Annotated in this window: 11 protein-coding genes; 7 read left to right on the top strand and 4 right to left on the bottom strand. The window is 74.5% G+C overall.

The annotated features are described in order from the left end of the window. Positions 1 to 77 precede the first annotated feature (77 nt). The 6 genes from EDD39_RS20560 to EDD39_RS20535 all read left to right on the top strand — a co-directional run bounded on the left by EDD39_RS20560 (position 78) and on the right by EDD39_RS20535 (position 7,040). Complete coding sequence (locus tag EDD39_RS20560) at positions 78 to 1,028, top strand: ABC transporter permease (protein WP_123558075.1); 951 nt, start codon at positions 78 to 80, stop codon at positions 1,026 to 1,028. A gap of 2 nt (positions 1,029 to 1,030) precedes the next feature. Next, a complete protein-coding gene (locus EDD39_RS20555; protein ID WP_208765546.1) occupies positions 1,031 to 2,998 on the top strand; it encodes a dipeptide/oligopeptide/nickel ABC transporter permease/ATP-binding protein in 1,968 nt (655 codons plus the stop codon). Next, positions 2,995 to 4,002 (top strand): oligopeptide/dipeptide ABC transporter ATP-binding protein, encoded by a 1,008-nt coding sequence (locus tag EDD39_RS20550; RefSeq protein ID WP_123558073.1) that lies wholly within the window; start codon positions 2,995 to 2,997, stop codon positions 4,000 to 4,002. Before EDD39_RS20555 ends, EDD39_RS20550 begins: the two co-directional genes overlap by 4 nt. After that, positions 3,999 to 4,922: a dihydrodipicolinate synthase family protein gene (locus EDD39_RS20545; protein ID WP_123558070.1), complete on the top strand. Its 924-nt coding sequence runs from the start codon at positions 3,999 to 4,001 to the stop codon at positions 4,920 to 4,922. Before EDD39_RS20550 ends, EDD39_RS20545 begins: the two co-directional genes overlap by 4 nt. A 296-nt stretch (positions 4,923 to 5,218) precedes the next feature. Beyond that, the gene (locus tag EDD39_RS20540) at positions 5,219 to 6,142 is read left to right on the top strand and encodes an ROK family protein (protein ID WP_123560659.1); all 924 of its coding nucleotides are present in this window, start codon (positions 5,219 to 5,221) and stop codon (positions 6,140 to 6,142) included. Between the two features lie 190 nt (positions 6,143 to 6,332). Then, positions 6,333 to 7,040, top strand: a complete 708-nt coding sequence (locus EDD39_RS20535; RefSeq protein ID WP_123558068.1) for an N-acetylmannosamine-6-phosphate 2-epimerase — start codon at positions 6,333 to 6,335, stop codon at positions 7,038 to 7,040. A 30-nt stretch (positions 7,041 to 7,070) separates the two neighbouring features. Here EDD39_RS20535 and EDD39_RS20530 read toward each other — a convergent pair whose 3' ends face one another. Beyond that, entirely contained in the window at positions 7,071 to 7,769 is a 699-nt protein-coding gene (locus EDD39_RS20530; protein WP_244256846.1) for a hypothetical protein, read from the bottom strand. Positions 7,770 to 8,015: 246 nt separating this feature from the next. Between EDD39_RS20530 and EDD39_RS20525 the strand changes: the two genes are divergently transcribed. Next, positions 8,016 to 9,827: a sialidase family protein gene (locus EDD39_RS20525; protein ID WP_123558064.1), complete on the top strand. Its 1,812-nt coding sequence runs from the start codon at positions 8,016 to 8,018 to the stop codon at positions 9,825 to 9,827. A gap of 7 nt (positions 9,828 to 9,834) precedes the next feature. On the opposite strand, the gene EDD39_RS20520 is transcribed toward EDD39_RS20525, so the two are convergent. The 3 genes from EDD39_RS20520 to EDD39_RS20510 all read right to left on the bottom strand — a co-directional run bounded on the left by EDD39_RS20520 (position 9,835) and on the right by EDD39_RS20510 (position 12,946). Then, positions 9,835 to 10,581 carry a hypothetical protein gene (locus EDD39_RS20520; protein WP_123558062.1) on the bottom strand — a complete coding sequence of 249 codons (747 nt, stop codon included), beginning with the start codon at positions 10,579 to 10,581 and terminating at the stop codon, positions 9,835 to 9,837. Positions 10,582 to 10,588: 7 nt separating this feature from the next. Continuing rightward, on the bottom strand, positions 10,589 to 11,350 hold the full coding sequence (locus EDD39_RS20515) for a FadR/GntR family transcriptional regulator (RefSeq protein ID WP_244256845.1): 762 nt from the start codon (positions 11,348 to 11,350) through the stop codon (positions 10,589 to 10,591). 159 nt (positions 11,351 to 11,509) lie between these two features. Further along, positions 11,510 to 12,946, bottom strand: a complete 1,437-nt coding sequence (locus tag EDD39_RS20510) for a sialate:H+ symport family MFS transporter (RefSeq protein ID WP_244256844.1) — start codon at positions 12,944 to 12,946, stop codon at positions 11,510 to 11,512. Positions 12,947 to 13,054 lie beyond the last annotated feature (108 nt).

Below are 13,054 nucleotides of genomic sequence, written 5' to 3'. Positions count from 1 at the left end.
CCGCTCGACCGGCGCCGGGGCCCGGACCGCCGCACCGGCCGGCCCCCGGCGCCTCCCCTCCTCCCTAGGACTTCCCCATGCTCGTATTCCTCCGGCTCGCGCTGCGGCGGCTCGCCATGCTGCCGGTGATGGTCCTCGGCGTGACCCTGCTGGTCTTCGTGGTGCTCCAGTTCTCGCCCGCCGACCCGGCGTACAACGCCCTCGGCGACGGCGCCTCGGAGCAGGCCCGGCAGGCGTTCGCCGCCGCCAACGGCCTCGACGACCCGCTGCCGGTGCGCTACGTCCGCTTCCTCGGCGACCTGCTGCACGGCAACCTCGGGGTGACCGTGCCGCCCAGCACGCCCGTCTCGGACCGGATCGCCACCGCGTTCCCGCTGACCCTGCAACTCACCCTGCTCGGCCTGGCCATCGCGATCGTGCTGGCGCTCGCCCTCGGCATCACCGGCGCGCTGTACCGCGACCGCTGGCCCGACCAGCTGACCCGGGTGCTGTCCATCTCCGGCGTCGCGATCCCGTCGTTCTGGCTCGGCATCGTGCTGATCCAGGAACTCGCCCTGAACCGCTCGATCCTGCCGACCGGCGGCTACGTCAACCCGGCCGACTCGGTGGGCGGCTGGCTGGAGACGATGATCCTGCCCGCCGTCTCGCTGGCGATCCCGGTGGCCGCCGGACTGGCCCGGCTGGTGCGCACCTCGATGGTCGCCGAACTCGACCGCGACTACGTGCGCACCGCGACCGGCAACGGCCTGCCGCGCTCCGTGGTGATCCGCGGCGTGCTGCGCAACGCGCTGGTGACCCCGCTGACGGTGCTGGGCCTGCGGGTCGGCTACCTGCTGTCCGGCGCCGTGGTGATCGAGACCATCTTCGACCTGCCCGGCATGGGCAAGCTGATCCTCGAGGGCGTCACCGGCGGCGACGTCGCCCTGGTGCAGGGCACGGTGCTGACCATCGCGGTGGTCTTCCTCGCCGTCAACGTCCTCGTCGACCTGCTCGTCCTGCTCGTCAACCCCCGTGTCAGGACGGTGTGATCATGCGTATCGGACTCCTGCGCTCGCTGGCCCGCCCCGGCATCGCCTTCCGCCGGCTGCCGCTCGCCTCCCGGATCGCCCTCGGCGTGCTGCTGCTGGTGCTGTGCGCGGCCGCCCTCGGCCCGCTGTTCACCCAGGACCCGCTGGCCACCGGCCTGCCGGTCCAACCCCCGAGCGGCGCCCACTGGTTCGGCACCGACCGGGCCGGACGCGACGTGTTCGCCCGGGTGGTCGGCGGCGCCCGCTACTCGCTGGTGATCGGCCTCGGCGCGACCCTGGTCGCGCTGCTGCTCGGCAGCGTGCTCGGCGCGTTCGCCGCCACTTCCCGCAAGGCGGGCGACGAGGGCGTGATGCGCACCCTCGACGTGGTGATGGCCTTCCCGCCGATCGCGCTGGCCGCCGTGCTGGTCACCATCTTCGGCACCAGCGTGCCGATCCTGGTGTGCACGATCGCCTTCGTCTACGTGCCGATGCTGACCCGGGTGGTGCGCGCCAACGTCCAGTCCCAGTACGGCGAGGACTACGTGGCCGCCGAGCAGGTGATCGGCGCCCGGCGCGGCTGGATCGTGCTGCGGCACGTCGCCGTCAACTGCGCCGCGCCCGTCGCGGTGTTCGCCACCGTGCTGGTCGCCGAGGCGATCATCTTCGAGGCCAGCCTGTCCTTCCTCGGCGCCGGCGTGCAGCAGCCCAACCCGAGCTGGGGCAACGTGCTCGCCTACGGGCAGCAGATCCTGCTGGCCGGCGGCTGGTGGGCGACGCTCTTCCCCGGCCTGGCCATCCTGGTCACCGTGCTGGCACTGAACGTGCTCGCCGAAGGGCTCACCGACGCCACCGCCTCCCCCGCCAAGTCCGTTCCCGTGCAGGGGGGTTCGGAGCCCACCGCGGTCGCCGTCGAGCCCGCCGCGGTCGCCGTCGAGCCCGGGGACGAGCGGGTCTCGGCCGCGCTGGAGGTGCTCGCCGAGCGGATCGCCGCCCGGCCCGGCCCGGTGGCGCCCGTCCCGGACGACGCGCCCGAGCTGCTCGCGGTGCGCGACCTGTCGATCCGCTTCCCCGACCGCTACGGCGAGGTCGCCGTGGTCGACGGCCTGTCCTTCACCGTCCGGCAGGGCGAGACCCTGGGCCTGGTCGGCGAGTCCGGCTGCGGCAAGTCGATCACCTCGCTGGCCGTGATGGGCCTGCTGGCCCGGGGCGCCGAGGTCTCCGGCCGGATCGAGTACCGCGGCCGGGACCTGCTCACCCTGGACGCCAAGGAGCGCCGCGCCCTGGCCGGCCCCGAGATCGCCATGGTCTACCAGGACGCGCTCTCCTCGCTCAACCCGTCCGTGCTGGTCGGCCGGCAGCTGCGCCAGCTCACCTCCCGCGGCGGCACCAAGACGCCCGCCGAACTGCTCGAACTGGTAGGCCTCTCCCCCGAACGCACCCTGCGCTCCTACCCGCACGAGCTCTCCGGCGGCCAGCGCCAGCGCGTCCTGATCGCCATGGCGCTCTCCCGCGACCCGAAGCTGCTGATCGCCGACGAGCCGACCACCGCGCTCGACGTCACCGTGCAGGCCCAGGTCGTCGAACTACTGGTGCGGCTGCGCGAGGAGCTCGGCTTCGCCATGGTGCTGGTCTCCCACGACCTCGCCCTGGTCGGCGACCTGGCCCACCGGGTGGCCGTCATGTACGCCGGGCAGCTCGCCGAACTCGGCGACACCGACGCCCTGTTGACCGACCCCGCGCACCACTACACCCGCGGCCTGCTCGGCTCGGTGGTCTCCCTGGAGGCCGGGTCCGAGCGCCTGCACCAGATCCGCGGCGTGGTGCCCGCCCCGCAGCGCTTCAACTCCGGCTGCCGGTTCGCCACCCGCTGCGCCGCGGCCACCGAACTGTGCCGCACCACCCCGCCGCAGGCCGCCGACCGCTCCGCCGGACACGCCTTCGCCTGCCACCACCCGGCGGCCGACCGCCTCGAAGGGAGCCTGCGATGACCACTCCGGTGCCGAATCCCGTGCCGAGTCCCGTCCTGAGCCTGGACGGTGTGCACGTCCGCCACCGGGCCCGCAGCGGCGGCCTGTTCCGGCGGGACGCGGTGCACGCCCTGACCGACGCCAACCTGACCGTCGGCAAGGGCGAGATCCTCGGTCTGGTCGGCGAGTCCGGCTGCGGGAAGTCCACCCTGGCCCGGGTGCTGACCGGCCTGCAGCGCCCCACCGAGGGCACCGTCGCCTTCCGCGGCGAGGACCTGTGGGCGCTGCCCGGCCACCGGCGCCGCCGCGAGTTCGGCTCCAGCGTCGGCATGGTGTTCCAGGACGCCTCCACCGCGCTCAACCCGCGGCTGCCGGTCGGCCGGATCCTGCGCGACCCGCTGGACGTCCACCGGCGCGGCACCCCCGCCGAACGCGAGGCCCGGGTCGAGGAGTTGCTCGACCTGGTCGGCCTGCCCGGCCACGTGGTGCGCAACCTGCCCGGCCAGCTCTCCGGCGGCCAGCGCCAACGCGTCGCCATCGCCCGGGCGCTGGCCCTGGAACCGGAGGTCGTGGTCGCCGACGAGCCGACCAGCGCGCTGGACGTCTCGGTCCGCGCCCAGGTCCTCAACCTGCTGGTCGACCTGCGCGAACGCCTGGGCCTGGGCATGGTGTTCATCTCGCACGACATCCAGACCGTCCGATACCTGGCCGACCGGCTGGCCGTGCTCTACCTCGGCCGGGTGGTCGAGGAGGGCCGCGCCGAACAGGTCGCCGCCGCACCCGCCCACCCGTACACCCGGGCCCTGCTCTCCGCCACCCCCAGCCTGCTGGAGGACACCGAGCGGATCGTCCTGCACGGCCCCGTCCCCTCCGCCACCAACCCGCCCTCCGGCTGCCCGTTCCGCACCCGCTGCTGGAAGGCCGACGACGCCTGCGCCACCGCGTTCCCCGCCGCCGACGGCGACGACGCGCGGCGCTGGCACTGCGTCCACCCCGAGACCACCCCCGCAAGGAGCACGTCATGACCGCCCGCCGCCCCGCCTTCTCCGGCGTCGTCCCGCCCGTCGTCACCCCGCTCACCGCCGACGGCGACATCGACACCGCCTCGCTGGAACGCCTGGTCGGCTTCCTGCTGGAGGGCGGCGTGGACGGCCTGTTCGCGCTCGGCAGCTCCAGCGAGACCGCCTACCTCACCGAGGCCCAGCGCACCCGCGTCCTGGAGGTCGTGGTCGGCGCGAACGCCGGCCAGGTCCCGGTGATCGCCGGCTGCATCGAGACCACCACCAACCGGGTGATCGAACGGGCCCTGATCTCACGGGAATCGGGCGCGGACGCGGTGGTCGCCACCGCCCCGTTCTACACCCGCACCCACCCCGTGGAGATCGAACGGCACTTCCGCGAGATCGCGGCCGCCGCCGAACTCCCGCTGTTCGCCTACGACATCCCGGTCTGCGTGCACAACAAGCTGGACACCGCGATGCTGCTCCGGCTGGCCGCGGACGGCGTGCTGGCCGGCGTCAAGGACTCCTCCGGCGACGACGTCGCCTTCCGCTACCTGTGCCTGGGCGCACGGGAGTTGCCCGAGTTCGCGGTCCTCACCGGCCACGAGGTCGTGGTCGACGGCGCGCTGCTCGGCGGCGCCGACGGCGTCGTCCCCGGCCTCGGCAACGTCGACCCGCACGGCTACCGCCGCCTCGCCGACCACGCCGCCGCCGGCGACTGGGCCGCCGCCGCGGCCGAACAGGACCGGCTGGCCCGGCTGTTCGAGATCGTCACCGTCGCCGAGAACACCTCCGGCACCGCCGCGGGCCTCGGCGCCTTCAAGACCGCGCTGATGCTGCGCGGCATCATCACCACCAACGCGATGAGCACCCCCATGACCGCGTACGACGCCGAGCAGACCGCCGCCGTCGCCGCCCTCCTCGACCGGGCCGGGCTGCGTTGACCCCCGCCACGGAACCCGCCTCCGGCGGCGGGGCACCCGGGCGCGAGCACAGCGGGCGGGCGGGAGCCGGGCCGGAGGCCGCGGGCGGGCCGACAGCCGCGGGCGGCACAACACCGGTGCACGACAAGGCTGTTGTGACCGCCGCTCACGCCGCTCCCGCCGCTCCCGTCGCTCCCGTCGCGCCCGTCGCTCCGGTCGCCGCGGTGGACCCGACACCCGGTCCCGCCCTGGACCGTCAGGTCTCCGCCGCCACCTCTTCCGGCCCGGTCGGACCGCTCGGACCGGTCGTCGCCGGGGTGGACATCGGCGGGACGAAGACCTCCGCCGCGCTGGTCGGGCCGGACGGCGCGGTCGGGCCGGTCGTCACCGTGCCGACGCCCGCCGCCGAGGGGCCGGCCGCCGTACTGGCGGCGGTGGCCGGAGCGGTCCGGGCGCTCGGCGGCGCGCCGGTCGCGGTCGGGGTCGGCAGCGCGGGCGTGATCGATCCGGTGCGCGGCCGGGTCGTCTCGGCGACCGACGCGATGCCGGGCTGGGCGGGCACCGAACTCCGTTCCGGGCTGGAGCAGTTGCTCGGTCTGCCGGTCGCCGTCGACAACGACGTGCACGCGCACGCTCTCGGCGAGGCGTGGACGGGGGCCGCGCGCGGCGCCCGCTGCGTGCTGCTGGTCGCGGTCGGGACGGGCGTCGGCGGGTCGCTGCTGATCGACGGCCGGGTCCACCACGGCGCCCGGCAGGTCGCCGGGCACCTGGGCCACCTCGCCGTCCCCGCCGCCACCGGCCTGCCCTGCACCTGCGGCGGCACCGGCCACGTCGAGGCGGTCGCCGCCGGGCCCGCCCTGCACGCCGCGTACCGCCGCGCGGGCGGCTCCCCGGACGTCCCCGACCTGCGGGCCGTCGCCGCCCTCGCCGCGGCCGGCGACGACCGCGCCACCCGCGTCCTGGCCACCGGCGCCCGGGCCCTCGGCCAGGCGATCGGCGGCCTCGCCAACGTCCTCGACCCGGACCTCGTCCTGATCGGCGGCGGCGTCGCCCACTGCGGCCCGCCCTGGTGGGACCCGCTGCGCGCCGCCTTCGCCGCCGAACTCCTCCCCCCGCTCGCCGAACTCCCGCTCACCGCCTGCGCCCTGGGCCCCACCGCCGCGATCGTCGGCGCGGCCCGCCTGGTCGAGGCAGCGGAGCCCCGCCAGGTGCTCGGGGAACGGCGGGCCCCGGTCTGCTGACGGTTCACTGCCGCCCGGCGCGTCCGCTTCCGGTTCGGTCGAAGACACGCAGCAGCACGAACCTCCGATGGGCTCCGACCGTCAGCAGCACGGACTCGCCGTTCCCCGAGCCCCTGATTTCGCACCCCGCCGTTCTCGGCCGTGCCCCTGATTTCGCACCCCACCGTTCCCCTCCTACTGGAGCCTGCCCATGGCCACTCATCAACTCCCCTTCCCCGTCCAAAGGTTGCGCGGCCGCCTGGTCGTCTCCTGCCAGGCGTACCCCGGCGAGCCGCTGCGCGACCCGGACGCGATGCGGCGGATGGCGCTCGCCGCGCTGGAGGGCGGGGCGGCCGGTGTCCGGGCGCAGGGGCTGGCGGATCTGCGGGCGATCCGGGCCGCGACGGACGTGCCGCTGATCGGGCTGTGGAAGGACGGCGCGTCCGGGGTGGTGATCACGCCGACGGCCGGGCACGTCCGGCAGGTCGCGGCGACGGGGGCGGAGATCGTGGCCCTGGACGCGACGTCCCGGCCCCGGCCGGACGGGCGGCCGCTCGCGGAGTCGTTCGCGGCCGCGCACGAGGCGGGCGCGCTGGTGATGGCGGACGTGGCGACCTTCGAGGAGGGCCTGCGCGCCGCCGAGTCGGGCGCCGACCTGGTGGGCACCACGCTCTCCGGCTACACCGACGACTCGCCCCACCTGCCCGGCCCGGACCTGGAGTTGGTGTCCCGGCTGGCCGCCGCGCTGGACGTCCCGGTGGTCGCCGAGGGCCGGATCCACACCCCCGCCCAGGCCCGCGCCGCGCTGGAGGCCGGCGCCTTCGCGGTCGTGGTGGGCACCGCGATCACCCACCCGACCACCCTGACCCGCTGGTTCGCCGCCGAGGTCGACGCCGCGCACCGGCCGCCGTCCCGCTGAGTGCTCCTCCACCGGCCCCCGACTGCCGGCTCAGCTCTCCGGGGCGGACTCCCCGACCTGGTAGATCCGCCGGTCGAGTTCCTCCTCCGCCCAGGCGAGGTCGGCCCGGAGGTCGAGCCAGACCTGGTCCTTGCGCTGCCCGGGCCGGTCCAGGCGGACGGCGACCCAGCTGAAGACGCCGGTGAGGATCTCGCGCCGGCGTCCGGGCGCGGTCACGGCCAGTGCGAAGGGGACCGCGAGTCCGGCCCTGGTGACGACGATGCGCTGCTCGTCCTCGGGGCTGCGCCGGCCGCCGGTGCGGAAGCCGGGCTTGCCGGTGGTCTTGACCCACTCCACCTCCGATCCGGGGACCTGCTGGGTCAGACAGCGGGCGAGGGAGCCGCGGACCGCCCCGGCCGGGTCGTCGCCGAGCCAGCCGAGCCAGTGGTCGGGGTCGGTGAGATGGTGGAGGTCGTCCGTGGGCCGCCCGTGCCGCGGGTTCTCCCGGTACTCGCCGGTCAGTTTCCCGTCCGGGCCGACCAGCCAGCATCCGTGGACCGCCTCGCTCGGCACGAAGCCGTCGGGGTCGTCGACGTACTCGGGGTCGATCACCGCGACCGATCCGCCGGGGTTGGCGGCCGCCTGCGCGACGAGCGCGGCCGGGGGCGATGCCAGGATCCGCTGGCGCTCCGCCTCGATGTCCTTCATGGTGTCGCCGTCCTCTCGTCCGGGTTCGCCTGCGTCCGGCATGTTCGCACACCATTCGGACGGTCCGGCCACACCCCTCCCCTGGACATCAGATGTCTTACGTCAGACACCTTGACCGCCACCCGCCGCTCTCCCTAGGGTCGTTGACCAGACATCAGATGTCCTGACTCCGATGTCTCGGCTCCCTCCGCCCGTCCGCCGACCGGCCACCCCCTGCGCGGCCCCCACGCCCGCGCCCCGGCCGGCCGGCGGACGCGGACTCCCCCTCGGACGATTGCGAGCACCCCCGTGGCCCTGTCCCCTCCGCACGCCCGCGCCCTCCTCACCGTCGGCGCCCTCACTCTCACCGCCCTCCCGCTCGGCGTCGCCACCGCGTCCGCCACAGCCCCGGTCGGCCAGTCGGCCGTGGTCAGCCAGGACTGCGCCTCCGGCGGCCGGATCCAGCAGACGGTGGTGAACAACACCGCCACCCCCACCACGTTCACCCTCACCTGGCCGGGCAACGGCACCTGGAGCGCGACCGTCGCGGCCTTCGACTCCTCGCACTTCTACTTCACCAAGCCGTCCGGCACCGCCTACACCTTCCGCACCACCACCCCGCAGGGCTACGACAACACCGTCAGCGGCACCCTGGACTGCTCGAACGCGCTGGACGCCAACGTCAGCCTGGAGTGCCCGCGGAACGCCGACGGCTCACTGCCCGCGAGCCACCGCCTGCGGATCACCCTGGACAACCGCACCGCCGCCGCGCAGACCTTCACCGTCGCCTGGCCGGGCCGCACCAACTCGCCGTGGACGGTGAGCGTCCCGGCGATGTCCGGCGACTCCTCGCTGTACTGGACCCTCCCGAACGGCACCCCCTACACCTTCAACCTGGCCGCCACCGGCAGCAGTTGGAGCAGCACCCAGTCCGGCACCGCGAACTGCGGCCTGGCGGCCGGCACCCCGGGCATGAACGCGCAGACCGTCCTCACCACCGCCACCCCGATCAGCGGCGTCAACGCCCTTGCCGCGAACGGGGTTTCGTACACCACCACGACCACCACCGCGAAGTCGGTGCGGATCCCCGCCCTGGCCCAGACCGCGTCCGGCACGGTGATCGCCACCGCCGACGCCCGGATCGACGGCGGCGCCGACCTCGGCGGCGGGACGAACAACATCCAGGTGGCGATGGTCCGTTCGACCGACGGCGGGGCGACCTTCTCGGCGCCCCGGATCATCGCCCACCCCGCGACCACCGCGGAGGGCTACGGCGACTCCAGCCTGCTGGTGGACCGGACCACCGGCCGGGTGTTCTGCTTCTTCACCTACTCGCCCAAGGTCGGCGTCGGCTACTACGGCTCCACCGCCGGCGACACCTCCGCCACCGCCACCACCAACACCCACGTCCGGTACGTCACCTCGGACGACGACGGCGCCACCTGGAGCGCCCCCGTCGACCTCAACCCGTCCGTCCGCGACGCGAGTTGGGCCGGCATGTTCGCCTCCTCCGGGCACGGCGTGCAACTCGCCTCCGGCCGCCTGGTGCAGCCGATGGTCTACCACGACGCGGCGGGCGACCACGCGGCGAACCTCTACTCCGACGACCACGGCGCCAGCTGGCACGCCGGCGGCTCCGCGGCCACCGGCGTGAACGAGTCCAAGGCGATCCAGCGCAGCACCGGCAAGGTCGTCCAGAACATGCGCTCCAACGCGGGCGGCAACCGCTGGTACGCCACCACCTCCGACGCCACCGACGTGGCCGGCGGCTTCGGCACCGCCTGGAACTCCGGCCTGCTGGACCCGGGTTGCAACGGCGACGAGATCTCCTACCTGCGCCCCACCGACACCGACGCCGCCGGCCACCCGCTGCTCACCCCCACCGCCGTCCTCTCCAACACCGCCACCGCCAACAACGCCACCCGCCAGGACCTCACCGTCCGCATCAGCCAGGACGACGGCGCCAGCTGGCCCCACCGCACCCTCCTCAAGGCCGGCCCCAGCGGCTACTCCAGCGCGGCGGTCCTCAACGACGGCACGGTGGCCGACCTGTACGAGATCGGCAGCACCGGCGGCATCGTGTACACCAACTTCACCACCGCCTGGGTGAGCGGTTCCTGACGCCCCGTCACTCCCACGAGGGGGACGCTCCCCAGGGATCTTCCCCCTCCGGCTCCTGGCGCACGGAGGGGAGCAGCAGTCCGGCCCGCAGCACGGAATCGGCCTCGGTGCGCAGTTGGGCGTGCAGGGCCGCGCAGATACGGTCGGCGGGGCCGGACGCGGCCACCAGGGTGTAGGCGGCCGCGGCGCGGATGCCGGGGACGGGGTCGTCGAGCAGGGCCGTCAGCAGGTCCGCGTCCGCGGCGAGCGCGTCCCGGGCGGCCTCGATGCCCCACGTCCCGAAGTAGCCGCTCGGTTCGTAGCGCCACCCCGGGTCGTCGAAGCGCAGCAGTGTGCTCCGGGTCTCCGGCCATGGGGCCAACGGCCGGCGGACCGTCCAGGCTGCCGTCTCCAGTGCGTAGCCGCGGTGCCGGTTGCGCGGGTCGGCCGCGGCGCGGAGCAGGAACGGGACGGCCATGGCCGCCACCGACCAGTAGCTGTTGGCCAGTTGGCCCTCCACTCCGCGCACTCCGCGGTACACCTGCTCGGGGTCGGTGGAGCGCAGCCGCGCCACGTCGTCCCGGGTGCCGGGGCCCTCCGGGAAGCGCTCCCAGGGGAGGTCGTCGTACGCGAAGGCGTCCTTGCTCGCCGCGGGGAGCGCCGCGAGCACGGCGCGGACGTCGAGCGGGCCGCCCGCCTGTTCCAGCGGGTCGGCGTCGAGGAAGGCCCGGACGATCTCCTGGCGGACCGGGTCGTCCTGCCACCCTGCCCCCAAAGGAACGTCAACTGCCGTTCTGCGCGGCGGCCTTGGCGTTGCGTTCGCGGGCGGCTGCGATGCGGCGGCGGGCCGGGCGGTAGTGGGCTTCGACGGCGCGGTCGAAGGCGAGCGGGTCGGCGGCGCGGACGGCGGCGACCACGGCGCGGTGGGCGTTGACGGTGTCGAGTTCGTCCTGCTTGGTGATGACGTGCAGGTGGGGGGCGACGATGCCGTAGACGTCCCAGCAGGCGGAGGAGAACTGGCTGATGATCTCGTTCCTGAGCGGTTCGACCAGCAGGGCGTGGAAGCGGCGGTCGATGCCGATGACGTCCTGGCCGGCCGCCAGTCCGGCCTCCATCTCGTCGACCAGTTCCTCCAGGGCGGTGATGTGGTCGGCGTGCAGGGTGTCCAGGATGCGCTGGGCCATGCCGCGTTCCAGCACCTCGCGGACGTCGACGAGTTCCTCCAGCACCTTGAAGTCGTCGTCGGGGCTGAGCAGTCCGCGGAAGGTCAGCCCCTCGACCAGGGCGGACATGCTGAGGCGGCCCACGTAGGTGCCGTGGCCGTGCCGGACCTCCACGATGTCCAGCGCGTCCAGCGTCTTGACGGCCTCGCGGACACTGGAGCGGCTGGCGCCGAGCGCCTCGCACAGCTCGCCCTCGCTGGGCAGCAGGTCGCCGGGGCGCAGCCGGTTGTCGATGATGTAGCGCTTGATCCGTTCGGCCACCTCGTGCCGGCGCAGCGGGCGCGGCGACGCGGTGCCCTTGGTGCGGATGGTCTCGGCCACCGGTGCTGTCCCCACTTCTCCGCTTCCCGGCGCGTTCCGCCGGGTGTTCCCCCGCGTGGCGTCGGGCCACGGGGGGCTGCCAGCCTACCAGCCCGGCTCGCGGACATCCGATGTCTGACCAGCAGGTGGGAAGGGGGCCGGAGGCCGGGAGGGGCGGGGTCAGGACGGGTGGCGGTCGGCGAGGCGGTGCAGGCGGCCGGGGACGTCCAGGCCGATCAGCAGGACGACCAGCAGGCTGAGGCCGAAGGTGAGGACGGCCAGCGACTGGCCGAGCGGGCGGCCCTCGGCGAGGCGGGCGCCGAGCAGCGGGGCGACGGCGCCGCCGAGCGCGCCGACGTTGTAGACGAAGCCGAGGCCGGAGGCGCGGCGTTCGACCGGCAGGTGGCCGCCCAGGTAGCGGGGCAGCAGGCCGGAGATGCCGAAGCTGGTGGCCTGGAGCAGGAACAGCAGCACGCCGAGCAGCAGCAGGTCGTCGTGCACGGCGAACACCGGGAAGACGAAGGCCAGCGACGCGGTGAGGGTGAGCGCGTAGGCCCGGGCCGGGCCGAACCGGTCGCCGGTGAACCCGGCCAGCACGCACCCGGCGGCCGTCCCGAACCCGGCCCAGAACAGCACGTCGCGGACCTGCCCGGCGGTGTAGTGCAGCTCGGTCTTGAGGTAGGTGGGCAGCAGCGCCTGGATCGGCCAGGTGTACAGGAACCCGGCGAACACGGTGACGGTGAGCGCCAGGTACAGCACCCGGTGGCCGGGGCTGCCGAGCCGGACCGCGAGGGTCCCGAGCGCGCCTGCGGCGAACAGGGCGAGCGGCCAGGCGGCGTCCCCGACCCGGCCGGTAAACAGCACCAGCAGCGCGCCGAAGGCCCCGGCGGCGAGCCCGAGGTGCAGCGCGGCCCGGCCCGGCGAGGGGGTGCCGTCGGGACGGGTGAACAGCGGGCGGAACGGGTTGGGGCGGGCGGCAGTCTCGGCGATCGCCTCCTCCCAGTCCTCGGCCTCGGGCAGCGCGCGGCGCATCCACAGCGCGAACAGCGCGGGCAGCACGCCCAGGTAGAACATCCAGCGCCAGCCGAGCGCGGGCACCACCTGGCTGTAGACCTGCGCGGCGAGGACGGTCCCGATCGAGTAGCCGGAGATCAGGAACCCGCTGGCCCGCCCGCGCATCCGTTCCGGCCAGCTCTCCATCACGTAGGTGGCGCTGGCGCTGTACTCCCCCGCCATCCCGAGCCCGACCACCAGCCGGGCCGCGTACAGCGCCCCGTAGCTCCCGGCGAGCCCGCAGGCCAGCGTCCCGAGCGAGAACAGCAGGATGCTGGCGGTCATCGCGGCCCGCCGCCCGTACCGGTCGCCGAGCGCGCCGAGCAGCATCCCGCCGAGCCACCGGCTGACGAACGCGGCCGACACCAGCGAGGCGGCCTGCACGGCGTCCAGTCCGAACTCCGCCCGGACCTCGGTGAGCACCAGCGTGATCAGGACGAAGTCGAAGCCGTCCAGCACGTACCCGCCCCAGGCAGCGGCGAAGGCCGTCCAGCCGCGCCGCCCGACCTGCCGGTACCAGCGGGGCCGGTGACGGGGGTCGGTGCGTCGCGGGGGTCGGTCCATCGCGGCAGGATATCCGGACGGTCGGATTCCGCAATGGGCTCCGGTGTGCGGGGTCCGGTACGGGCTCCGATACGGGTTCCGGTACGGGCTCCGGCGCAGGTCCCGCCA

Source organism: Kitasatospora cineracea, from assembly GCF_003751605.1.
Lineage (GTDB): Bacteria > Actinomycetota > Actinomycetes > Streptomycetales > Streptomycetaceae > Kitasatospora > Kitasatospora cineracea.
The sequence above is the reverse complement of the archived record's forward strand: the minus strand, read 5'-3'. Positions and strand labels throughout refer to the sequence as shown.

Coding starts and splice junctions, on each gene's coding strand:
- EDD39_RS20560 (WP_123558075.1), top strand. CDS start 78: ATGCTCGTATTCCTCCGGCTCGCGCTGCGGCGGCTCGCCATGCTGCCG.
- EDD39_RS20555 (WP_208765546.1), top strand. CDS start 1,031: ATGCGTATCGGACTCCTGCGCTCGCTGGCCCGCCCCGGCATCGCCTTC.
- EDD39_RS20550 (WP_123558073.1), top strand. CDS start 2,995: ATGACCACTCCGGTGCCGAATCCCGTGCCGAGTCCCGTCCTGAGCCTG.
- EDD39_RS20545 (WP_123558070.1), top strand. CDS start 3,999: ATGACCGCCCGCCGCCCCGCCTTCTCCGGCGTCGTCCCGCCCGTCGTC.
- EDD39_RS20535 (WP_123558068.1), top strand. CDS start 6,333: ATGGCCACTCATCAACTCCCCTTCCCCGTCCAAAGGTTGCGCGGCCGC.
- EDD39_RS20530 (WP_244256846.1), bottom strand. CDS start 7,769: ATGCCGGACGCAGGCGAACCCGGACGAGAGGACGGCGACACCATGAAG.
- EDD39_RS20510 (WP_244256844.1), bottom strand. CDS start 12,946: ATGGACCGACCCCCGCGACGCACCGACCCCCGTCACCGGCCCCGCTGG.